This window comes from Streptomyces sp. Ag109_O5-1 (assembly GCF_003814875.1).
Taxonomy (GTDB): Bacteria; Actinomycetota; Actinomycetes; order Streptomycetales; family Streptomycetaceae; genus Streptomyces; species Streptomyces sasae.
In genome coordinates this window covers 7,943,341-7,965,072 of record NZ_RKQF01000001.1, presented here as the reverse complement: position 1 = coordinate 7,965,072, position 21,732 = coordinate 7,943,341, and the positions used below count along the sequence as shown (strand labels likewise).

At 70.1% G+C, this 21,732-nt stretch carries 17 protein-coding genes; 5 read left to right on the top strand and 12 right to left on the bottom strand.

Features of this window, described 5'->3' with window-relative positions; genetic code table 11:
- Positions 1–36: 36 nt before the first annotated feature.
- The 5 genes from EDD90_RS36140 to hrcA all read right to left on the bottom strand — a co-directional run bounded on the left by EDD90_RS36140 (position 37) and on the right by hrcA (position 4,652).
- Positions 37–429, bottom strand: coding sequence for a VOC family protein (locus EDD90_RS36140; RefSeq protein WP_123977059.1), 393 nt, complete (start codon positions 427–429; stop codon positions 37–39).
- 28 nt (positions 430–457) lie between these two features.
- Positions 458–1,207 (bottom strand): 16S rRNA (uracil(1498)-N(3))-methyltransferase, encoded by a 750-nt coding sequence (locus EDD90_RS36135; protein ID WP_123977058.1) that lies wholly within the window; start codon positions 1,205–1,207, stop codon positions 458–460.
- Complete coding sequence (locus EDD90_RS36130) at positions 1,204–2,283, bottom strand: nitronate monooxygenase (RefSeq protein ID WP_123977057.1); 1,080 nt, start codon at positions 2,281–2,283, stop codon at positions 1,204–1,206. Before EDD90_RS36130 ends, EDD90_RS36135 begins: the two co-directional genes overlap by 4 nt.
- Positions 2,284–2,498: 215 nt before the next feature.
- The gene (dnaJ, locus tag EDD90_RS36125) at positions 2,499–3,635 is read right to left on the bottom strand and encodes a molecular chaperone DnaJ (protein WP_123977056.1); all 1,137 of its coding nucleotides are present in this window, start codon (positions 3,633–3,635) and stop codon (positions 2,499–2,501) included.
- Positions 3,636–4,652, bottom strand: a complete 1,017-nt coding sequence (gene hrcA / locus EDD90_RS36120) for a heat-inducible transcriptional repressor HrcA (RefSeq protein ID WP_123977055.1) — start codon at positions 4,650–4,652, stop codon at positions 3,636–3,638. It lies immediately after the preceding gene.
- A 171-nt stretch (positions 4,653–4,823) separates the two neighbouring features.
- On the opposite strand from hrcA, the gene EDD90_RS36115 reads away from it, so the two are divergent.
- Positions 4,824–5,549, top strand: a complete 726-nt coding sequence (locus EDD90_RS36115) for an MBL fold metallo-hydrolase (RefSeq protein WP_123977054.1) — start codon at positions 4,824–4,826, stop codon at positions 5,547–5,549.
- A 31-nt stretch (positions 5,550–5,580) separates the two neighbouring features.
- The gene (locus tag EDD90_RS36110; RefSeq protein WP_123977053.1) at positions 5,581–6,396 is read left to right on the top strand and encodes a DUF3097 domain-containing protein; all 816 of its coding nucleotides are present in this window, start codon (positions 5,581–5,583) and stop codon (positions 6,394–6,396) included.
- A 15-nt stretch (positions 6,397–6,411) separates the two neighbouring features.
- On the opposite strand, the gene hemW is transcribed toward EDD90_RS36110, so the two are convergent.
- On the bottom strand, positions 6,412–7,644 hold the full coding sequence (gene hemW / locus EDD90_RS36105) for a radical SAM family heme chaperone HemW (protein ID WP_123977052.1): 1,233 nt from the start codon (positions 7,642–7,644) through the stop codon (positions 6,412–6,414).
- 44 nt (positions 7,645–7,688) lie between these two features.
- A complete protein-coding gene (locus EDD90_RS36100; protein WP_185149349.1) occupies positions 7,689–9,641 on the bottom strand; it encodes a SpoIIE family protein phosphatase in 1,953 nt (650 codons plus the stop codon).
- A 102-nt stretch (positions 9,642–9,743) separates the two neighbouring features.
- Here EDD90_RS36100 and EDD90_RS36095 point away from each other — a divergent pair, with 102 nt between their 5' ends.
- Together EDD90_RS36095 and EDD90_RS36090 are read left to right on the top strand one after the other, a co-directional pair.
- Positions 9,744–13,856 (top strand): HAMP domain-containing protein, encoded by a 4,113-nt coding sequence (locus EDD90_RS36095; protein WP_185149348.1) that lies wholly within the window; start codon positions 9,744–9,746, stop codon positions 13,854–13,856.
- The gene (locus tag EDD90_RS36090) at positions 13,853–14,416 is read left to right on the top strand and encodes a two-component system response regulator (RefSeq protein WP_123977049.1); all 564 of its coding nucleotides are present in this window, start codon (positions 13,853–13,855) and stop codon (positions 14,414–14,416) included. The genes EDD90_RS36095 and EDD90_RS36090 overlap by 4 nt, the downstream gene beginning before the upstream one ends.
- Positions 14,417–14,473: 57 nt before the next feature.
- Here EDD90_RS36090 and EDD90_RS36085 read toward each other — a convergent pair whose 3' ends face one another.
- Positions 14,474–16,348 carry a long-chain fatty acid--CoA ligase gene (locus tag EDD90_RS36085; RefSeq protein ID WP_123977048.1) on the bottom strand — a complete coding sequence of 625 codons (1,875 nt, stop codon included), beginning with the start codon at positions 16,346–16,348 and terminating at the stop codon, positions 14,474–14,476.
- A 273-nt stretch (positions 16,349–16,621) separates the two neighbouring features.
- On the bottom strand, positions 16,622–18,496 hold the full coding sequence (gene lepA, locus EDD90_RS36080; protein WP_123977047.1) for a translation elongation factor 4: 1,875 nt from the start codon (positions 18,494–18,496) through the stop codon (positions 16,622–16,624).
- Between the two features lie 310 nt (positions 18,497–18,806).
- Here lepA and rpsT point away from each other — a divergent pair, with 310 nt between their 5' ends.
- On the top strand, positions 18,807–19,073 hold the full coding sequence (gene rpsT, locus EDD90_RS36070; RefSeq protein ID WP_046733201.1) for a 30S ribosomal protein S20: 267 nt from the start codon (positions 18,807–18,809) through the stop codon (positions 19,071–19,073).
- 360 nt (positions 19,074–19,433) lie between these two features.
- Here the strand turns inward: rpsT and holA are convergent, their stop codons facing one another.
- The 3 genes from holA to EDD90_RS36055 form a co-directional block, all read right to left on the bottom strand.
- Positions 19,434–20,423 carry a DNA polymerase III subunit delta gene (gene holA / locus EDD90_RS36065; protein WP_185149347.1) on the bottom strand — a complete coding sequence of 330 codons (990 nt, stop codon included), beginning with the start codon at positions 20,421–20,423 and terminating at the stop codon, positions 19,434–19,436.
- Positions 20,424–20,506: 83 nt separating this feature from the next.
- Positions 20,507–20,752: a hypothetical protein gene (locus EDD90_RS36060; RefSeq protein ID WP_123977045.1), complete on the bottom strand. Its 246-nt coding sequence runs from the start codon at positions 20,750–20,752 to the stop codon at positions 20,507–20,509.
- 61 nt (positions 20,753–20,813) lie between these two features.
- Positions 20,814–21,695: a YceI family protein gene (locus EDD90_RS36055; RefSeq protein WP_123977044.1), complete on the bottom strand. Its 882-nt coding sequence runs from the start codon at positions 21,693–21,695 to the stop codon at positions 20,814–20,816.
- Between the last annotated feature and the right edge of the window lie 37 nt (positions 21,696–21,732).

The window sequence follows — 21,732 nt, the reverse complement described above, 5'->3', positions numbered from 1 at the left end:
AACCGGTCCTGCGCGCCGTAGCGCCCGGGACCGTCGTCAGGTGCGGAGCAGCAGCCACTCCTGCAGCTCCACCAGGTTGCCCTCCGGGTCCTTGAGGTGGGCGACGCGCATGCGTTCCGTCATCGGCGCCGGGCCGTGCACCAGGACGGCGCCCCGCGCGGTGATCTGCTCGCAGTAGGTGTCGAGGTCGTCGACGCGCAGCACCACCAGCGACCGGTGCCCGGTGGCGGAATCCCCCAGCTCGCCCAGTATCTCGGCCATCATCGCCCGGTCCTGCAGGGCGATCCCCGCGGACCCGGCGTGCGGGCTGAACTTCTCGTACGGCCCTTCGCTCGCGCCCGACTGCGGCTTCAGCCCGAGCACCTCGCAGTAGAAGCGGTAGCAGGCGGCGAAGTCGGTGACCAGAAGCCGGATCTGGGCGAGTTCCACGGTGTGTTCCCCCGGAGTGTCGTGCGGTTCAGGACCACCGGCCGGTGCGGCCCAGGAGCAGGGCCGCGGCCGCCGTCCCCGCGGTCGATGTGCGCATCACGGTAGGCCCCAGGGTGTAGGCCTTCGCACCCGCCTCCTCGAAGAGCGCCAACTCGTCCCGGGCGACGCCCCCTTCGGGCCCGACGACCAGCACGATCTCGCCCTCGGCGGGCAGTTGGGCGGTGGCCAGCGGCAGGCTTTCGTGCTCGAAGTCGGAGTGGAGGACGGCGGCGAGGTCGGCTTCGGCGAGAAGTGCGGCAACCTGCTTGGTCGTCGCCGCGTCCGTGACCTCCGGGAACCGCACCCGGCGGGACTGCTTGCCGGCCTCGCGGGCGGTGCCCCGCCACTTCGCGAGCGACCTGAGGCCCCGGTCGCCCTTCCACTGGGTGATGCAGCGGGCGGCCTGCCAGGGCACGATGACGTCGACGCCGACCTCGGTCATGGTCTCCACGGCGACCTCACCGCGGTCGCCCTTGGGGAGGGCCTGGACGACGGTGATACGGGGAGACGGCTCCGGCTCCTCCGAGACCGACGTCATATGGACGACCAGCCGGTCCTTGCCCTCGGCGGCGACCACGTCGCAGACCGCGTAGCGGCCGGCGCCGTCGGTGAGGACGACCTCCTCGCCGGGCTGGAGCCGCTTCACGGAGACCGCGTGCCGGCCCTCGGGCCCGTCCAGGACGTACTGTCCGCCGCCGTCCGCACGGAAGTGGTCGACGACGAAGACGGGGGCGGTCATCGCTCCTCCCCCTCCTTGGTGGACAACGCTGTCGACGCGGCGGCGAGTTCCTCGGCGAGGATCTCCACCAGCTGTCCGGCGGGCAGCTCCCGGGCCATCCGATGCCCCTGCCCGGCCCACAGCGCCATGCCCTGCGCGTCCCCGGCCCTGGCGGCGGCCTTGCGCAACGGGGAGGTGAGGTGGTGGACCTCCGGGTAGGCGGCGGGCGCGTACGGGCCGTGCTCACGCATGAAGCGGTTGACGAGACCCCGGGCGGGCCGCCCGGAGAACGCCCGGGTCAGTTCGGTCCGGGTGAACAGCGGGTTGGTCAGCGCCTGCTTGTGCAGCTCGGTGGCGCCGGACTCGGGAGTGGCGAGGAAGGCCGTACCCAGCTGGGCGGCGCTCGCCCCTGCGGCCAGCACGGCGGCGATCTGGCTGCCGCGCATGATGCCGCCGGCGGCGACGACGGGGATACCCACCGTCTCCCGTATCTGGGCGATCAACGACAGCAGCCCGATCCCGGACCCGTCGTTCTCCTGCACATCCCGGTGTGTGCCCTGGTGTCCCCCGGCCTCCACCCCCTGGGCGATCACCGCGTCCGCCCCGGCCCGCTCGACGGCGAGGGCCTCCTCGGCGGTGGTCGCGGTGACGAGGGTCAGGGTGCCCGCGCGGCGCAGGGAGTCGAGGACCTCCGGGCTCGGGACACCGAAGTGGAACGAGGCCGCGGCCACCGGGTTGTCGAGCAGCACGGCCAGCTTGGCCTCGTACCCGTCGTCCCGGCCGCTGTCCGGGTCGCCGAGCTCGGTCTCGTACCAGGCTGCCTCGCCGGCCAGCTGATGCGCATAGACCTCGACGGCACCCGACTCGGCGTACTCGGGCTGCGGCATGAAGAGGTTCACACCGAAGGGGCGGCCGGTCAGCCCCCGCAACTGCTTGATCTCCTGGTACATCCCGTCGGCGGTCTTGTACCCGGCGGCGAGGAACCCCAGCCCGCCCGCCTCGGACACGGCGGCGGCGAGCTGCGGCACGGAGACCCCGCCCGCCATGGGGGCCTGCACGATCGGAAGAGGGAAGAGATCGGTCAGCGCGGAGGACATGACGGCATGTTGTCACGTCCTCCGAACAAGTCCGAATCGGGCCGCCGCCTTGGCACATGCCAGATATATCGGGGTCGAAGGCCTCACCTTCGAACCGAGCCCCGCCTTGTGACGAACCGAGTCGGGTGAAGACTCACCCTTCAACGAACCGAGTCGGATGGCGGGTGGGCGAAGGCCTCGGGTGTCCAGGGGCGGAGCCCCCTGGCGGCCACCCGTCAACGCCCGTTGAACGCGTCCTTCAGCCGGCTGAACAGACCCTGCTGGCCCGGCTGGAACTGCCCCGTCGGCCGCTCCTCGCCGCGCAGCTTCGCCAGCTCGCGCAGCAACCGCTCCTGCTCGGGGTCCAGCTTCGTCGGCGTCTGCACCTCGACGTGCACGATCAGGTCGCCCCGGCCGCCGCCCCGCAGATGCGTGACACCGCGCCCGTGCAGCGGGATCGACTGCCCGGACTGGGTACCCGGCCGGATGTCGACCTCCTCCATCCCGTCCAGTGTCTCCAGCGGCACCTTCGTACCGAGCGAGGCCGCCGTCATCGGGATCGTCACCGTGCAGTGCAGATCGTCGCCGCGCCGCTGGAACGTGGAGTGCGGCAGCTCGTGGATCTCGACGTACAAGTCACCCGCGGGACCGCCGCCCGGCCCGACCTCGCCCTCACCGGCGAGCTGGATCCGCGTGCCGTTGTCGACACCGGCCGGGATCTTCACGGTCAGCGTCCGCCGCGACCGCACCCGCCCGTCACCCGCGCACTCGGGGCACGGCGTCGGCACGACGGTCCCGAACCCCTGGCACTGCGGGCAGGGCCGGGAGGTCATGACCTGCCCGAGGAAGGACCGCGTCACCTGCGAGACCTCACCCCGGCCCCGGCACATGTCACACGTCTGGGCGGTGGTGCCCGGCGCCGCGCCCTCACCGTTGCAGGTGTTGCAGACGATCGCCGTGTCGACCTGGATGTCCTTGGTCGTACCGAAGGCCGCCTCGTCGAGCTCGACCTCGATCCGGATCATGGCGTCCTGGCCACGGCGGGTACGCGAGCGCGGCCCGCGCTGCGACGCCGTACCGAAGAACGCGTCCATGATGTCCGAGAAGTTCCCGAACCCGCCGGCCCCGAAGCCGCCCGCGCCCCCGCCGCCGCTCTGCGAGAGCGGGTCGCCGCCGAGATCGTAGACCTGCTTCTTCTGCGGGTCGGAGAGCACCTCGTAAGCGGCGTTGATCTCCTTGAACCGCTCCTGGGTCTTCGGATCCGGGTTGACGTCCGGGTGCAGCTCGCGCGCGAGCCGACGGAAGGCCTTCTTGATCTCTTCCTGCGACGCGTCGCGGCGCACGCCGAGAACGGCGTAGTAGTCCGTGGCCACTTACGACTCCGCCAGGATCTGTCCGACGTACCGTGCCACCGCTCGTACCGCTCCCATCGTTCCCGGGTAATCCATGCGGGTCGGTCCGACCACGCCGAGCTTGGCGAGTGCCTCGCCGCCCGAACCGTAACCGACCGACACCACGGACGTGGAGTTGAGCCCCTCATAGGCGTTCTCGTGACCGATGCGTACGGTCATGCCCGAATCCCCGGCCTCGCCCATGAGCTTGAGGAGCACGACATGCTCCTCAAGCGCCTCCAGGACGGGCCGGATCATGAGGGGAAAGTCATGCCCGAAGCGGGTGAGATTGGCGGTCCCGCCGATCACCAGCCGCTCCTCGTTCTCCTCGACGAGCGTCTCCATCAGCGTGGAGAGCACCGCCGAGACCGTGCCGCGGTCCTCGGCCTCGAAAGCCTCCGGCAGGTCTTCCACCAGCCGGGGAACGTCCGAGAACCGGCGCCCCGCGACCCGGCTGTTCAGCCGCGCCCGCAGATCCGCCAGCGACGACTCCCCGAACGGCGCCGGGCAGTCGACCATCCGCTGCTCGACCCGTCCGGTGTCGGTGATCAGCACCAGCATCAGCCGGGCCGGAGCCAGCGCGAGCAGTTCCACGTGCCGCACGGTGGACCGCGTCAGCGACGGGTATTGCACGACCGCGACCTGCCGCGTCAGCTGCGCCAGCAGCCGCACGGTCCGCGCCACGACGTCGTCGAGATCGACGGCGCCGTCGAGGAAGTTCTGGATGGCCCGCCGCTCGGGCGCGCTCATCGGCTTGACGCCGGCCAGCTTGTCGACGAACAGCCGGTAGCCCTTGTCGGTGGGGATCCGCCCGGCGCTGGTGTGCGGCTGGGCGATGTACCCCTCGTCCTCCAGGGCGGCCATGTCGTTGCGCACGGTCGCCGGGGAGACGCCGAGGTTGTGCCGCTCGGTCAGCGCCTTCGACCCGACCGGCTCCTCGGTTCCGACATAGTCCTGGACGATGGCGCGCAATACCTGAAGCCTGCGTTCACTCAGCATCCAGCGCCACACCTCCAGAAAGTCGTCCCGCGGCCTTTCGGGTCCTTCGGGTCTTTCGTCTGGCACTCTGCGATCCCGAGTGCCAGCATCCCCGGCCAAGTGTACGGCCGCCGGGTACTGACTGGGCAAGGCCGGTCAGGACCCGTGACGTTCTACGGCTAGCGTCGCGGCATGACGGTGACTTGGGAAGAGCTGGGCTGGGAGCGGCTGGCCGAAGGGGTCGGCCGCTGCCGGCTGCCGGGCTGGGACTGCACGGCGGGGCTGGTTCTCGGGGCGGGCACGGCCCTGATGGTGGACGCCGGATCGAGTCTGGCGGAGGGCGCGCGGTTGCGTACGCAGGCGCAGGCGCTCGCCGACCGCCGTGTGACCCATCTCGCGCTCACCCATCCGCACTTCGACCATGTCTTCGGCGCGGCCGCCTTCGCGGGCGCGGAACTGTACGCGGCGGTGGGCACGGAGGCCGTCCTCGCCCACGACCGCGAGGAACTCCGCCTGGACGCGATCCGGGGCGGTCTGCCGGCCCCGGAGGCCGAGGAGGCGGCCGACGCCCTCCCCCGCCCCCGCCATCTGGTCTCCGGCGAGTGGACCCTGGACCTCGGCGAGGGCCGCCAGGCCCTGCTGGCCAACGTGGGGCCCGGCCACACACCGCAGGACCTCGCGGTCCTCGTCCCCGGCGACCCGGAGGTGGTGTTCTGCGGCGACCTGGTGGAGGAGTCCGGCGATCCGCAGGCCGGCCCCGACGCCGTACCGTCCCGATGGCCCGCGGCCCTGGACCGCCTCCTGTCGCTCGGCGGCGATCGCGCCCTGTACGTGCCCGGTCACGGAGCGGTGGTGGACGCGGCGTTCGTACGGGCACAGCGCGACACCCTGGCGGCCCGTTTCGGCGTGTCGCGGTGACAGTGGCCGGGCTTCTCCTATCGTCATCCGAATGCGCCAGTACTCCGCCGACCTGACCCCGCCGTGGAAGAAGCCGAAGCCGGTGCCGGAGGTGGCCGCCGAGCCCGGTCTGGTGGTGGAGGAGCCCGGCACGGGTTTCTGCGGCGCGGTGATCCGCTGCGAGGCGGGCACGGTGACCCTGGAGGACCGCTTCGGCAAGCACCGGGTCTTCCCGCTGGAGCCGCGCGGCTTCCTCCTCGAGGGCCGGGCCGTCACCCTCGTACGGCCCGCGTCCGGGGGTCCGGTACGCCCCTCCCGCACCGCCTCCGGCTCGGTCGCCGTCCCCGGCGCCCGCGCGCGTGTCGCCCGCGCGGGCCGCATCTACGTGGAGGGCCGCCACGACGCGGAACTCGTCGAGAAGGTCTGGGGCGACGACCTGCGCATCGAGGGCGTGGTCGTGGAGTACCTGGAGGGCGTCGACGACCTGCCCTCCATCGTGGCCGAATTCGCCCCGGGCCCCGACGCCCGCCTGGGCGTCCTCGTCGACCACCTGCTCCCCGGCACGAAGGAATGGCGCATCGCCCGGTCGGTCACCAGCGACCACGCCCTGGTGGTCGGCCACCCGTACATCGACATCTGGGAGGCTGTGAAGCCGTCCTCCCTGGGCATCGAGGCATGGCCGCGCGTCCCGCACGGCCAGGACTGGAAGACGGGCGTCTGCCGGGCCCTCGGCTGGCCCTCCGACAACACGGGCGCGGTGTGGCAGGCGATCCTCGCGCGCGTCGGCTCCTACAAGGACCTGGAACCGGAGCTGCTGGGGCGGGTCGAGGAGCTGATCGACTTCGTCACGGGTGGCGGCGGGGCCTGACCTCGGTCAATCCGGTCAGTCCACCAGGTCCCGCACCACCGCGTCCGCCAGCAACCGGCCCCGCAGCGTCAGCACGGCCCGCCCCTCGTCGTACGCCTCCGGCACCAGCAGCCCGTCCGACAGTGCCCGGCGCGACGCCCTGAGCCCCTCCTCCTTCAGGAGCCCCAGCGGCACCCCCTCCCGCAGCCGCAGCTCCAGCAGGATCCGCTCCACCCGCCGGTCCTCGTCCGCCAGGACCTCGCGTCCGGCCCCCGGCGACCGCCCCGACGCCAGTGCCGCCGCGTACGCCCCCGGATGCTTGACGTTCCACCAGCGCACCCCGCCGACGTGAGAGTGCGCCCCCGGCCCGGCGCCCCACCAGTCCGCGCCCCGCCAGTACAGCTCGTTGTGCAGACAGCGGGCCGCCTGGGAGGTCGCCCAGTTGGACACCTCGTACCAGTCGAAGCCCGCCCCCGTCAGCACCGACTCCGCGATCAGATAGCGGTCGGCGTGGACGTCGTCGTCGGTCATCGGGACCTCGCCCCGGCGGATCCGCCGGGCGAGCTGGGTGCCCTCCTCGACGATCAGCGCGTACGCCGACACATGGTCGGGTCCGGCCCCGATCGCCGCGTCCAGCGAGGCCCGCCAGTCGTCGTCGGACTCGCCCGGGGTGCCGTAGATCAGGTCGAGGTTGACATGCTCGAAGCCGGCCGCGCGGGCCTCGGCGACACACGCCTCGGGGCGCCCAGGGGTGTGGGTCCGGTCGAGGACCCGCAGCACATGCTGTTTCGCGCTCTGCATACCGAAGGAGATCCGGTTGAAACCGCCCTCCCGCAGGGTCGCCAGATAGGCCGGGTCGACGGACTCCGGGTTCGCCTCCGTTGTCACCTCCGCGTCGGCCGCCAGCCCGAACTCGTCACGGATCGCGCCCAGCATCCGTACGAGATCACCGGCCGCCAGCAGCGTCGGCGTACCGCCCCCGACGAACACGGTCCGCACCTCGCGCGGATCGTCGCCGAGAACCTTCCTCGCCAGCCTGACCTCGTCGATCAGCGTGTCCGCGTAGTTGTCGCGGGAGGCGAGGACACCGCCGGTGCCGCGCAGCTCGGTCGCCGTGTACGTGTTGAAGTCGCAGTAGCCGCAGCGGGTCGCGCAGTAGGGGACGTGCAGGTAGAACCCGAGGGGGCGGTCGGCGGCTCCGGCGAGCGCGGAGGCGGGCAGCACGCCGTCGTCGGGGACGGGCTCGCCGTCGGGAAGTGCGGAAGGCATGTCCTCCATTGTCCCGCACCCGCGTCCCGTACCCGTCCGGTCGCTCACTCGGCCTGGAGCACCAGCAGTGCCAGGTCGTCCTCCGGCTGGCCGCCGCCGAACTCGTGGACGAGCCGTCTGATCCGCTCGGCGATCAGCTCGGCACTCAGCCCCGCGCAGCCGGCCAGCGCCTGCGCGAGCCCGTCGCCGTCGTCGAACTGGCGGGAGCCGGAACGGCGCTCGGTGACCCCGTCGGTCACACACAGCAGGCTGTCGCCGGGCGCGAGCTCGATGGTCTCGCTGATGTACGTCTCGTCCTCGACGACCCCGAGCAGGGTCTGGGGACAGGCGGCGGTACGGACCTCCCCGTCCGGGCCGAGGAGCAGCGGCAGCGGGTGTCCCGCGGAGGCGAGGGTGCAGCGGACACCGCCCCCCTCCAGGGGCGTGAGCTCGCCGTACAGGAGGGAGAGAAAACGCGTCTGCGGGCCGTCGCCGGGCGGCGACGGCCGGCCGCCGGCGGCGACCAGGGCGCGGGCTGCCGCGTCGGCGGCCTCCGTGGCGTCGTCGAGGAGGAGCTGGTTGAGGCGGTCGAGGACGTCGGCGACCCGGTAGCCCTCACGGGCGAGGAGCCGCAGCCAGGGGCGGGCCAGCCCGATGACGACGGCGGCCTCGGGGCCCTTGCCCTGGACGTCGCCGACGGCGAAGCACCAGCGGCCGTCCCCGGCCGGGAAGAGGTCGTAGAAGTCGCCGCTGGGTCCGCCCTTGTCACAGGGTTCGTAGACGAGCGCGCTGCTCAGCCCCGGGATCTCGGCGACCGCGCCGGGCAGCAGTCCGCGCTGCAGTACGGCGCTGATGGTGGCCTGGCGGGCGTACTGGCGGGCCGCACCGATGGCGAGGGCGACCCGCCGGCCGAAGTCCTCCACCAGACCGGTGATCTCGTCGGGGAAGGCGTCGGGGCCGGAACGTCCGATGACGAGTGTGCCGAGCGGGCGGCCGCCCGCGATCAGCCGGTAGGCGAGCGCCGAGCCGTGGGCACCCTGCGGGCCGAACGCCGCGCGCGGCCAGGGATACGGCTCGGGCCCGGACCGTAAGCCCTCCCTCGCACACGGCGGATCCTTCTCCAGGACCCGGCGCAGCTCCTCGATGCGGTTCTCGCTGCCGTGCCAGACCCGGGCCAGCCGCGGCCCGCCCGCACCGGCGGGGTCGCTCCAGCCGCCCCCGCGCACGGTCGCCTCGTCCTCCAGCCACACCGCGCACCAGTCCGCGAGCCTGGGCACGATCAGCTGTCCGGTGAGCGCGGCGACCAGGTTCTCGTCGAGCTGCCCCGCGAGCAGGTCGGAGGCCTCGGCGAGGAAGGACAGGGCGCCCCGGTTGAGCCAGTCGTGGTCCCGTTCGGGGCGATGGGGGCACCCCCGCGCGAGGTCGTCCGAGCCTGCGGGAGGCTCGGGCGCGAGGATCTCGGCGACCTTCAGCTCCTGCTCGTCGGGGAGCGTGCCGCCGCGGCCGGTCAGCCGCGCCCACACCGTCTTCGCGCCGGTGCGGTAGGTCACGCCCCAGGACTCGGCGAGCGAGGCGACCAGACGCAGCCCGCGCCCGTACTCCGGGGTCTCGTACGGCGTCTCGCCCGGGTGGTCGCGCGGGGCGCGGGAGGGATGGTGGTCGGTGACCTCGACGACGAACGCCGTCTCCTCCCCCGCCTCCAGCCACCAGTCGACCTCGACGTCCGTGCCGGCGTGGACGACGGCGTTGGTGACGAGTTCGCTGACGACGACCATGACCTCCTCGGCGATCCGCGCCTGTTCCCGGTCCAGCCGTTCCTGACCCGGCCGGTCCCGGTCCAGCAGGCCGCAGTCGGCCCACTCGTCGAGGGAGGCGCGCACCAGCACGCGGGCGGAACCCGGCGCGAGGGGGCTCCCGGGCAGGGTCGCACGCCCCTGCGCACGCGGGCCCGTGCTCTCGTGCGCAGGCGCCTCACGGACCCGGGAGACGGTCTCCCGTTGCGTGGGTATGGCCCCCATGTCCAGCTCCCCGAGCAGTTCGGACGAATACATCCCGATCGATGCGGACAGAGTGACAGACTGACTGCGCCCATAAGCACCGAGTTACCGAAGTGGGCCGCCATGAGTGAGAACAGTGCTACGCGTGTGCTCGAAGACGGACAGAAACCGGAACAACTCCGAGCATCCGAGTTGCGCCCTCTGCTCGCCGCGATGACCGCCGCCCGCGACGGCGACTTCACCAAAGTGCCGGAGACCGGCATCACCGGAGAGGGGATCGTCGCCGAACTCACCGCGGTCTTCAACCAGATCATGGACCGCAGCGTGCACTTCAACACCGATGTGCAACGCGTGAAACGGGAGCTGGTACGGCACGGCCGCCTCGACGAGCGGCTGTCGGCGAGTCCCGGCCAGGGCGCCTGGACGTCCCGCGTCAACGACGTCAACCAGGTCCTCGACGCCCTGGTCGCCCCGGCGGCGAACGCCACGCGCGTACTGGACGCGGTGGCCGGCGGCGATCTCACCCAGCGGGTCGATCTGCACGACGGCAGCCGGCAGTTACGCGGTGATCTGCGCCGGCTGGGCAGCACGGTGAACAAGATGGTCGATCAGCTGTCCCTGTTCACCGGGGAGGTGACCCGGGTCGCGCGCGAGGTCGGCACCGAGGGGCGGCTCGGCGGCCGGGCCAAGGTGCAGCGTCTGTCGGGAAGCTGGCGGGACGTGACCGAGGCCGTCAACACCATGGCGTCCCGGCTGACCGCCCAGGTCCGCGACATCGCCCTGGTGACGACGGCGGTGGCCCGCGGCGACCTGACCCGCACGGTGACCGTCGAGGCGACGGGCGAACTCCTGGAACTGAAGCTCACCGTCAACACCATGGTCGACCAGTTGTCCGCGTTCGCCGACGAAGTCACCCGCGTGGCCCGCGAGGTCGGCACCGAGGGGCAACTGGGCGGCCGCGCACAGGTGCGGGGCGTCTCCGGTGTCTGGAAGGACCTCACCGACAACGTCAACTTCATGGCGTCGAACCTGACGTCCCAGGTCCGCAACATCGCCCAGGTGACGACGGCCGTCGCCAACGGCGACCTGTCGCAGAAAATCATGGTCGACGCCCAGGGCGAGATTCTCGAACTGAAGTCGACGATCAACACGATGGTCGACCAGCTCTCCGCCTTCGCCGACGAAGTCACCCGCGTCGCCCGCGAAGTCGGCACCGAAGGAAACCTCGGCGGCCGCGCACAGGTCAGAGGCGTCTCCGGCGTCTGGAAAGACCTCACCGACAACGTCAACTTCATGGCCGACAACCTGACGTCCCAGGTCCGCAACATCGCCCTTGTCTCCACGGCCGTCGCCCAGGGCGATCTCGGCAAGAAGATCACCGTGGAGGCGAAGGGCGAGATTCTCGAACTGAAATCGACGATCAACACGATGGTCGACCAGCTCTCCGCCTTCGCCGACGAAGTCACCCGCGTCGCCCGCGAAGTCGGCACCGAAGGAAACCTCGGCGGCCAGGCGCAGGTCAGAGGCGTCTCCGGCGTCTGGAAAGACCTCACCGACAACGTCAACTTCATGGCGTTGAACCTGACGTCCCAGGTCCGCAACATCGCCCAGGTGACGACGGCCGTCGCCAACGGCGATCTCTCCAAGAAAATCACCGTCGACGCTCGCGGCGAGATCCTGGAATTGAAAGACACCGTCAACACGATGGTGGAACAGCTGCGGGCCTTCGCCGACGAGGTCACCCGGGTGGCCCGCGAGGTCGGCACCGACGGCCGGCTGGGCGGCCGGGCCCAGGTGCTCGGCGTCTCCGGGGTCTGGCGGGACCTGACCGACAACGTCAACTACATGGCCGACAACCTCACCTCTCAGGTGCGGAACATCGCCCAGGTGGCGACGGCCGTGGCGCAGGGCGACCTGTCGAAGAAGATCGACGTGGACGCGCGCGGCGAGATCCTGGAACTGAAGACCACCATCAACACCATGGTCGACACGCTGTCGTCGTTCTCGTCCGAGGTGACCCGGGTGGCCCGCGAGGTCGGCTCCGAGGGCCGGCTGGGCGGCCAGGCACGCGTGGAGGGCGTGTACGGCACCTGGAAACGCCTGACGACGAACGTGAACGAACTCGCGCTCAACCTCACCACCCAGGTCCGCGCGATCGCCGAGGTCGCCTCCGCCGTGGCACAGGGCGACATGTCCCGCTCGATCACCGTCGAGACGCAGGGCGAGGTCGCCGAGCTGAAGGACAACATCAACCTGATGGTGGCCAACCTTCGCGAGACCACCCGCGCGAAGGACTGGCTGGAGTCCAACCTGGCCCGCCTGGCCGCGCTGATGCAGGGCCACCGCGACCTGATGGAGGTCGCCGACCTCATCCTGCGCGAACTGACCCCGCTGGTGAACGCCCAGTACGGCGCGTTCTTCCTGGCCGACCCGGACGAGGACGGCCCCGCCGTGCCCACCGCCGTACCGGCGAAGGGCCTGGCGTTCATCGCCGGTTACGGCTCGGCCCAGGGCGCGACCGTCGAGACCGGCGGCCTGCCGGTGCACGGCCTGGTCCGCCAGGCGGCCCGTGAGAAGAAGCGGATCCTCGTCGAGGAGGCACCACCGGACTACATCAAGATCAACAGTGGTCTGGGTGAAGCGGCCCCGACGACGATCGTCATCATCCCGATCCTCTTCGAGGACAAACTCCTCGGCGTGATCGAGCTGGCCTCCTTCTCCCGCTTCTCGGACGTCCACCTCGCGTTCTTCGACCAGTTCGTCAACACCATCGGCGTCGCGATCAACACGATCATCGCCAACTCCCGTACAGAGTCCCTGCTCGGCGAGTCGCAGCGGCTGGCGATGCAGCTCCAGGAACGTTCGGACGAACTCCAGAAACAACAGGCGGAACTGCAGCACTCGAACGCGGAACTGGAGGAGAAAGCGGCCCTGCTGGCGACGTCTTCGCAGTACAAGTCGGAGTTCCTGGCGAACATGTCCCACGAACTGCGCACCCCGCTGAACTCCCTGCTGATCCTCGCCCGTCTGCTGTCCGACAACCCGGATGGCCGGCTCTCCGACCAGGAGGTCCAGTTCGCGACGACGATCCACCGCTCGGGCTCCGACCTGCTCCAGCTCATCAACGACATCCTGGACCTGTCGAAGATCGAGGCCGGCCGGATGGACGTACGCCCCAAACGCCTGCCCCTGATCAAACTCCTCGACTACGTCCACGCGACCTTCCGCCCGCTCACCCTGGACCGGGGCCTGGCCTTCGAGGTGACCGTCGGCGAGGACGTACCGCGCGAGATGTACTCGGACGAACAACGCCTCCAGCAGATCCTGCGCAACCTGCTCTCCAACGCGACCAAGTTCACCGCCAAGGGGCGGGTGGAACTGCGGGTGGCCCGGGTCAAGGACCCCGAGCACCACTATGTCGGTGACAGCGACGAGGTGATCGCCTTCGAGGTGTCGGACACCGGCATCGGGATCGCCGCCGAGAAACTCCCGGTGATCTTCGAGGCCTTCCAGCAGGCCGACGGCACCACGAACCGCAAGTACGGCGGCACCGGCCTCGGCCTGTCCATCAGCCGGGAGATCGCGGGCCTGCTGGGCGGCCGTATCGTCGCCGAGAGCGAACCCGGCAGGGGCTCGACGTTCACGCTGTACGTCCCGGTCGTCAGCCCCGGCCACACGGCGGCGGGCCAGACTTCGGAGGCCCACGCCCTGCCGGCCCTCGGCCCCGCCCCGGCCACCGCCCCCGCCCCCGAGGACTCCTGGCCGACGCCGGCCAGGCTGGAGGCCTGGCAGACCGGCCGCCCGGGCCGGATCCTCCCCGGCCGCCGCGTCCTGATCATCGACGACGACATCCGCAACGTCTTCGCGCTCACCCACGTCCTGGGCCGCGTCGGCATGCCGGTGCTGTACGCGGAGAACGGCCGGGAGGGCATCGAGACCCTCGAACGCAACCCGGACGTCGAACTGGTCCTGATGGACATCATGATGCCGGAGATGGACGGCTACGAGACCATCACGGCCGTCCGCCGCGCCCCCCGCTGGACCGGCCTGCCGATCGTCGCCCTCACCGCGAAGGCGATGCCCGGCGACCGGGAGAAGTCCATCGCGCGCGGCGCCAACGACTACGTGCCCAAGCCGGTGGACGTCGACCGGCTGCTCACCGTCGTCTGCGCACTCCTGGACCCCGAGAACCCCGCCGACGGCGGCACGGCCGACGAGGAACGGACGGAGCAATGATCGCTGACGAACGTGCCGGCATCCTCGTGGTCGACGACATGGAGGACAACCTGATCGCGCTCGAAGCCGTCCTGGGATCGCTGAACGAGCCGATAGTACGGGCGCGTTCCGGCGAGGAGGCGATGAAGGCCCTGCTGCGCCGCCGCTTCGCCGTGGTCCTCCTCGACATCCGCATGCCGGGCATGGACGGCTTCGAGACAGCCGCGAACATCAAACGCCTCGACCAGACGAAAGACGTCCCGATCATCTTCCTGACGGGCGCGGAGGAGGACGCGGGATACGCGTTCCGCGGTTACGCGACGGGCGCGGCCGACTATCTGACGAAGCCGTTCGATCCGTGGGTGCTGCGGGCGAAGGTCAACGTCTTCCTGGAACTGCACCGGAAGAACCAGCAGCTGCAGACGCTGCTGGCCCGGGAGCAGGCGGATTTCAGCGAGCTGAGCAAGCGGTTGGCGGTACTGGAGGACCACTTGTCCGAGGAACCCGTCGACGTAGCAACGCTACGAGAAGAAGCCAGGGAGCTACGTCGACTGTTGAGCAGAGCTGAACGGTCCTACTGAACGGGCGCGGGGAACTGCACGAACAGCCCCCCACGCACCCGCACCCGACAACGCCTCCTACGCTTCGCGCGTCCCCGCGTACATCTCATCGATGAGGTGCTTGTACTCCCGCTCCACCACCGGCCTCTTCAGCTTCAGGCTCGGCGTGATCTCCCCGTGCTCCACATCGAGGTCCCGGGGCAGCAGCCGGAACTTCTTGATGGTCTGCCACTTCTGCAGCCCTTGGTTGAGCTCCTTGACGTAGCCGTCGACCATCTCGACGGTCGCCGCCGCGGCCACGACCTCGGCATAGGACTTGCCGTCCAGGCCGTTCTCCTTGGCCCATTCCAGGATCGCGACCTCGTCGAGGGCGATCAGGGCGGTGCAGAAGTTCCGGTCGGCGCCGTGCACGAGGATGTTGGAGACGTACGGGCAGACCGCCTTGAACTGTCCCTCGACCTCGGCCGGCGCGATGTACTTGCCGCCGGACGTTTTGATGAGGTCCTTCTTGCGGTCGGTGATCCGCAGATAACCGTCGGGGGACAGTTCGCCGATGTCACCGGTGTGGAACCAGCCGTCGGCCTCCAGGACCTCCGCCGTCTTCTCGGGCAGTCCGTGGTAACCCTGCATGATGCCGGGGCCGCGGAGCAGGATCTCCCCGTCATCGGCGATCCGAACCTCGCAGCCGGGCAGCGGCTTGCCGACCGTGCCGGTGCGGTAGGCCTCGCCGGGGTTCACGAAGGACGCGGCCGAGGACTCCGTGAGGCCGTAACCCTCCAGGATGTGCACACCGGCGCCGGCGAAGAAGTAGCCGATCTCGGGCGCCAGCGCGGCGGAGCCGGAGACACAGGCCCGCAGCCGTCCGCCGAAGGCCTCCCGCAGCTTGGAGTAGACCAGCCCGTCGGCGACCTTGTGCTTGGCGGCGAGCCCGAACGGCACGGTCGCGGCACCGGTACGCCGGAAGTTGTCCTGGGTGACCTTGGCGTACTCGCGGGCGACCTCGGCCGCCCACTGGAAGATCTTGTACTTGGCGCCGCCGCCCGCGCGGGCCTTCGCTGCGACGCCGTTGTAGACCTTCTCGAAGATGCGCGGCACGGCGGCCATGTACGTCGGCTGCACGACCGGCAGATTCTCGATGATCTTGTCGACGCGGCCGTCGACGGCGGTGACGTGACCGACCTCGATCTGCCCGGAGGTGAGCACCTTGCCGAAGACGTGGGCGAGCGGCAGCCACAGGTACTGCACGTCCTCGCTGCTGATCAGCCCGGTCGCGGCGATCGCCTTCGCCATGTACGACCAGTTGTCCTGCGGCAGCCGCACGCCCTTGGGGCGGCCCGTGGTGCCGGAGGTGTAGATGAGGGTGGCGAGCTGGTCCTTGGTGATCGCGCCGACCCGTTCCTTGATCAGCTCGGGGTGCTTCTCCAGGTACTTGGCGCCGCGCTGCTCCAGTTCGGCCAGGGTGATGACCCAGTCACCGGTCTCCACGCCTGCCGGGTCGATGACGACGACCTGGGTGAGCTCGGGCAGCTCGGCGCGCTTCTCGACGGCCTTGGCGACCTGCGCCGCGTCCTCCGCGATCAGGACCCGGCTCTCGGAGTCGGAGAGGATGAACGCCGATTCCTCGGCGTTGGTCTGCGGATAGACCGTCGTGGTGGCGGCGCCGGCACACAGGATGCCGAGGTCGGCGAGGATCCACTCGACACGGGTGGAGGCGGCGAGGGCGACACGCTGCTCGGGCTGGATGCCGAGTTCGATGAGACCGGCCGCGATCGCATAGACCCGCTCGGCGGCCTGCGCCCAGCTGAGCGACTTCCAGTCGTCGGGGCCCTGACCGGAGGCCGCGGGCACCGGGTAACGGTAGGCCTCGGCGTCCGGTGTGGCCGCCACGCGATCCAGGAAGAGGGCCGCCACGGACGGCGGTCGGTTCTCGATCAGTGTCTGTGTGTCGCTCACGACATCCTCCGGGGCCCGCGACGGTGCGGCTGGCTCAGTGCGGCTGGGGTTCACTCACGGTGGGGTTCGCGCTAGTTGTTTAACTCGCGAGTAACTATCGAGCAGGGATCAGAGTAAGCCGCGACCGGCCTGTGCGTAAGGGGCATCGGCCTGTCTGTTTCCCCGCATGTTCCACGCAGAGCGACCCTACGCACGCGTAGGGGCCCGCCACACTTTCGTACGACGGACCCCCGTTGCACCCGATTTACGGCCGTGACCGACCGTTACCCGTGGTTACTTCTTGCTCTTGGCCGATCCCGCGCTGTCATCGCTGCTCAGGACCGCGATGAAGGCTTCCTGCGGAACCTCCACGGAACCCACCATCTTCATCCGCTTCTTGCCTTCCTTCTGCTTCTCCAGGAGCTTGCGCTTACGGGAGATGTCACCGCCGTAGCACTTGGCGAGGACGTCCTTTCGGATGGCGCGGATGGTCTCACGGGCGATGACCCGGGAGCCGATGGCGGCCTGGATGGGCACCTCGAAGGCCTGCCGGGGAATGAGCTCGCGCAGCTTGGCGACAAGCCGCACACCGTAGGCGTAGGCGGCGTCCTTGTGGGTGATCGCCGAGAAGGCGTCCACCTTGTCGCCGTGCAGCAGGATGTCGACCTTGACCAGGCTGGAGGTCTGCTCACCGGTGGGCTCGTAGTCCAGCGACGCGTAGCCGCGCGTCTTCGACTTCAGCTGGTCGAAGAAGTCGAAGACGATCTCCGCGAGCGGCAGCGTGTACCGGATCTCGACCCGGTCCTCCGACAGGTAGTCCATGCCCAGCAGCGTGCCGCGCCGGGTCTGGCACAGCTCCATGATCGAGCCGATGAACTCGGTCGGCGCCAGGATGGTGGCCCGCACGACCGGCTCGTACACCTCGCCGATCTTCCCCTCGGGGAACTCGCTCGGGTTGGTGACGATGTGCTCGCTGCGGTCCTCCATGACCACGCGGTAGACCACGTTGGGCGCGGTCGCGATCAGGTCGAGCCCGAACTCGCGCTCCAGCCGCTCCCGGATCACGTCGAGGTGCAGCAGCCCCAGGAAACCGACGCGGAAACCGAAGCCGAGGGCGGCGGAGGTCTCCGGCTCGTAGACGAGCGCGGCGTCGTTGAGCTGCAGCTTGTCGAGGGCCTCGCGCAGCTCCGGATAGTCGGAGCCGTCCAGCGGATACAGACCGGAGAAGACCATCGGCTTCGGGTCCTTGTACCCGCCGAGCGCCTCGGTCGCGCCCTTCTGCTGGCTGGTGACGGTGTCACCGACCTTGGACTGCCGGACGTCCTTCACACCGGTGATCAGGTAGCCCACCTCGCCGACTCCCAGCCCGTCCGCGGACAGCATCTCCGGCGAGTTGGTCCCGATCTCCAGCAGCTCGTGCGTGGCGCCGGTCGACATCATCTTGATGCGTTCGCGCTTGTTGAGCTGGCCGTCGATGACACGGACGTATGTCACGACACCGCGGTAGGAGTCGTAGACCGAGTCGAAGATCATGGCGCGGGCGGGCGCGTCGGCGACACCGACCGGCGCCGGGATCTCCTTGACGACCTTGTTGAGCAGCGCGTCGACGCCGACACCGGTCTTGGCGGAGACCCGCAGCACGTCGTCCGGGTCGCAGCCGACCAGGTTCGCCAGTTCCGCGGCGAACTTCTCCGGCTGCGCGGCCGGCAGGTCGATCTTGTTGAGCACGGGGATGATCGTGAGGTCGTTCTCCATCGCCAGGTAGAGGTTGGCGAGGGTCTGCGCCTCGATGCCCTGGGCGGCGTCGACGAGGAGGATGGTCCCTTCGCAGGCCGCCAGCGACCGCGAGACCTCGTAGGTGAAGTCGACGTGCCCCGGGGTGTCGATCATGTTGAGGATGTGCGTGCTGCCCTGGTCCGGGCCCTCGGTGGGGGCCCAGGGCAGACGCACCGCCTGGGACTTGATCGTGATGCCGCGCTCGCGCTCGATGTCCATCCGGTCGAGGTACTGAGCACGCATCTGCCGCTGCTCGACCACACCGGTCAGCTGGAGCATCCGGTCGGCGAGCGTGGACTTGCCGTGGTCGATGTGCGCGATGATGCAGAAATTGCGGATCAGAGCCGGGGCGGTACGGCTCGGCTCGGGCACATTGTTAGGGGTCGCGGGCACGCAGGGTCCTGTCTCTTGAGGCGCCTTATGCCTCGGGTCGGATCTATACGTAGTCTCCATGGTCCCATGGAGAGGGACCGGGGGGTGTTTTGGCCCACTACGGGAGGCCCGGAGCGCCTGCCCCCGGAGGGGCTGCCGAGGCCGGTTTGGGCTGGCCGCCGCCCCGCTGCTACTCTGGGCAGCTGTGTCTCATGCCCTCTCAGCACGAGGCACGTCATCAGAAAACACCCGGCACGGGACCCGGACCTCTCCATGTCTTCATTGCACGGAGTACTCCTGGCCCCGCACCAGAACCTGAAAAGGCTCATTCGTGGCGAACATCAAGTCCCAGATCAAGCGGATCAAGACCAACGAGAAGGCTCGGCTGCGCAACAAGGCCGTCAAGTCCTCCCTGAAGACCGCGATCCGCAAGGCCCGTGAGGCCGCTGCCGCGGGTGACGTCCAGAAGGCCACCGAGCTGCAGCGCGCTGCTGCGCGTCAGCTCGACAAGGCCGTCTCGAAGGGCGTCATCCACAAGAACCAGGCCGCCAACAAGAAGTCGGCGCTCGCTTCCAAGGTCGCGTCCCTCCAGGGCTGAACCCCTTCTCTGATCTGACCGCCGGAAGGACCCAGAGCGGGCCCTCTCTCATCCGCTCCCGACCGGCACCCCGGAGCCACGCGCGGCCTGCGTTCGCCACGCGGGCGTGGCTCCTCAGAGCATGAATCGAAGGCCCCGGCACCTCGCCCTTCCCCAGGGCGGGCGCCGGGGCCTTCGGCACTCCTACAGCCCATTCGCTGCCCGATGCCGAAGGCCCGTCCACCGCCGGAGGCCGGAGCCCGGTTGGCACCCCACCAGCCCGTCCGGCGTTCGAGGACGAGGCCGTCCAGGCCGAAGCGGGAGTCTGGGGGGGCGGCAGCCCCCAGGAGCAGGCCACGAGGGTCGAAGGGGGCCCAGCCCCTATGCCCGCCCTCGCGACCGCGCCGCCCGCGCAATGGTCACCACGGCCTTCTCCAGGGCGTACTCGGGATCGTCCCCACCGCCCTTCACCCCCGCATCCGCCTCGGCGACGGCCCGCAAAGCCACCGCGACCCCGTCCGGCGTCCACCCCCGCATCTGCTGCCGCACCCGGTCGATCTTCCACGGCGGCATGCCCAGCTCCCGCGCCAGATCCGCCGGCCGCCCGCCCCGCGCCCCCGACAGCTTCCCGATCGCCCGCACGCCCTGCGCGAGCGCACTCGTGATCATCACCGGCGCGACGCCGGTCGCCAGCGACCAGCGCAACGCCTCCAGCGCCTCCGCCGTACGCCCTTCCACGGCCCGGTCGGCGACGGTGAAGCTCGACGCCTCGGCCCGCCCGGTGTAGTACCGCCCGACGACGGCCTCGTCGATGGTCCCCTCGATGTCCGCGGTGAGCTGGGTCGCGGCCGACGCCAGCTCCCGCAGATCGCTGCCGATGGCGTCGACGAGCGCCTGGCAGGCCTCCGGCGTGGCGGACCGCCCGAGCGCCCGGAACTCGCTCCTGACGAACGCGAGCCGATCCGCAGGCTTGGTCATCTTCGGGCAGGCGACTTCCCGCGCCCCCGCCTTGCGGGCCGCGTCCAGCAGCCCCTTGCCCTTGACCCCGCCGGCGTGCAGCAGCACGAGCGTGATCTCCTCGGCGGGCGACCCGAGATACGCCTTCACGTCCTTGATCGTGTCGGCGGACAGATCCTGCGCATTGCGTACGACCACGACCTTGCGCTCCGCGAAGAGCGACGGGCTGGTCAGCTCCGCAAGGGTGCCGGGCTGCAACTGTTCGGGGTTCAGGTCCCGTACGTCAGTGTCGGCGTCGGCGGCGCGGGCAGCGGCCACCACCTGCTGCACGGCCCGATCGAGCAGCAGGTCCTCCTGGCCCACGGCAAGCGTCACCGGGGCGAGCGGATCGTCATCAGCAGTCTTCTTGGCCATCGCGCCAAGCATCCCACGGCCCACTGACAACGAGTCCGCGCAGCCGCTCGCCCTTCAGCGGCACGGCCACCGGTACCGGCAGGTCACGGCTCCTCCCGCCATCCCTCCCATTCCCCGGCGAACTCGTCCAGCTCCGCCGGGTCCAACCGCCTCGCGTCATCCTTCAGCAGCACCAGCCACTGCGCGTCCTCCGCGTCGTCCTCCCCCGCCAGCGCGTCCCGCACCAGCCGCGGCTCCTCGCCGATCCCGAACCGCTCCCCGAGCGCCTCGGCGGCCTCCTCGGCCGCTTCCCGGTCCGGCAGCACCAGCACATGTCTCACATCGCTCACGGCCCTATTCTCGGACACCGCGAACCACCGCGAGGAACCGGAACGATCCCGAACGGCCTGCTCAGCCCTTCGGCACGATCTGCACATCGAGGTCGACCCGGATGCTCGGCCCGACGACCGCGATCCCGCGCGCCAGCATCGTCTGCCAGCTCACGGTGAAGTCGTCCCGGTGCAGTTCGGTCGTGGCCCGGCAGGCCGCCCGCGTCTCGCCCTCCATGCCGTTGCCGAGCCCGAGGTACTCCGTGTCCAGAGTGACCGTGCGTGTCACACCGTGCAGCGACAGCGCCCCGGTGACGGCCCACTTGGTGCCGCCCCTGTGCACGAACCGGTCGCTGTAGAACTCCAGTGTCGGAAACCGCTGCACGTCCAGGAAGTCCGCCGACCGCAGATGGTCGTCCCGCATCCGGACACCCGTGTCGATGGTCGCGGCGTCGATCACGATGTGCATCGCGGACCGCTCGACCGGGTCGGCGATCCGCACCGCACCCGCGAACGAGTTGAACCGCCCGTGGATCCGGGCCAGTCCGATGTGCCGCGCGGTGAAGGCGATCGAGGAATGTGTCGGCTCGATCTCCCAGTCCCCCGGCGCCGGCAGGTCCGGCGGCTGGGCGACCTGGAGGGTCACGTCACCGAGCGAGGCAAGGCAGTTCTCGCCGACCAGTGCGGTCGCCCGGTACGGCGTGAACCCTTCGGCGGACACCGCCAGCCGGTACTCCCCGGCCGGCACGGTCGTCATGAACGACCCGTAGGGGTCCGCTCCACCGCTGACCACCGTCCGCCCCATGGCGTCGCTGACCGCGAACTCCGCGTTCGCCACCGGTTCGTTGACCGGGTCGAGCGCTCGGCAGCTCAGTACCCCGGCGTCGGGCGGAGTCCGCACCGCCGCGAGGGGACTCGTCCGTTGCACCCGGTTCGTTCGGTTTGCCATCAAGCGGCCGAACATCCACGCCACCCCTGTACGCCTCGCCACCATCCGTTGC

Coding starts and splice junctions, on each gene's coding strand:
- EDD90_RS36135 (WP_123977058.1), bottom strand. CDS start 1,207: ATGACCGCCCCCGTCTTCGTCGTCGACCACTTCCGTGCGGACGGCGGC.
- EDD90_RS36130 (WP_123977057.1), bottom strand. CDS start 2,283: ATGTCCTCCGCGCTGACCGATCTCTTCCCTCTTCCGATCGTGCAGGCC.
- hrcA (WP_123977055.1), bottom strand. CDS start 4,652: ATGCTGAGTGAACGCAGGCTTCAGGTATTGCGCGCCATCGTCCAGGAC.
- EDD90_RS36115 (WP_123977054.1), top strand. CDS start 4,824: ATGACGGTGACTTGGGAAGAGCTGGGCTGGGAGCGGCTGGCCGAAGGG.
- EDD90_RS36110 (WP_123977053.1), top strand. CDS start 5,581: ATGCGCCAGTACTCCGCCGACCTGACCCCGCCGTGGAAGAAGCCGAAG.
- hemW (WP_123977052.1), bottom strand. CDS start 7,644: ATGCCTTCCGCACTTCCCGACGGCGAGCCCGTCCCCGACGACGGCGTG.
- EDD90_RS36100 (WP_185149349.1), bottom strand. CDS start 9,641: ATGGGGGCCATACCCACGCAACGGGAGACCGTCTCCCGGGTCCGTGAG.
- EDD90_RS36095 (WP_185149348.1), top strand. CDS start 9,744: ATGAGTGAGAACAGTGCTACGCGTGTGCTCGAAGACGGACAGAAACCG.
- EDD90_RS36090 (WP_123977049.1), top strand. CDS start 13,853: ATGATCGCTGACGAACGTGCCGGCATCCTCGTGGTCGACGACATGGAG.
- holA (WP_185149347.1), bottom strand. CDS start 20,423: ATGGCCAAGAAGACTGCTGATGACGATCCGCTCGCCCCGGTGACGCTT.
- EDD90_RS36055 (WP_123977044.1), bottom strand. CDS start 21,695: ATGTTCGGCCGCTTGATGGCAAACCGAACGAACCGGGTGCAACGGACG.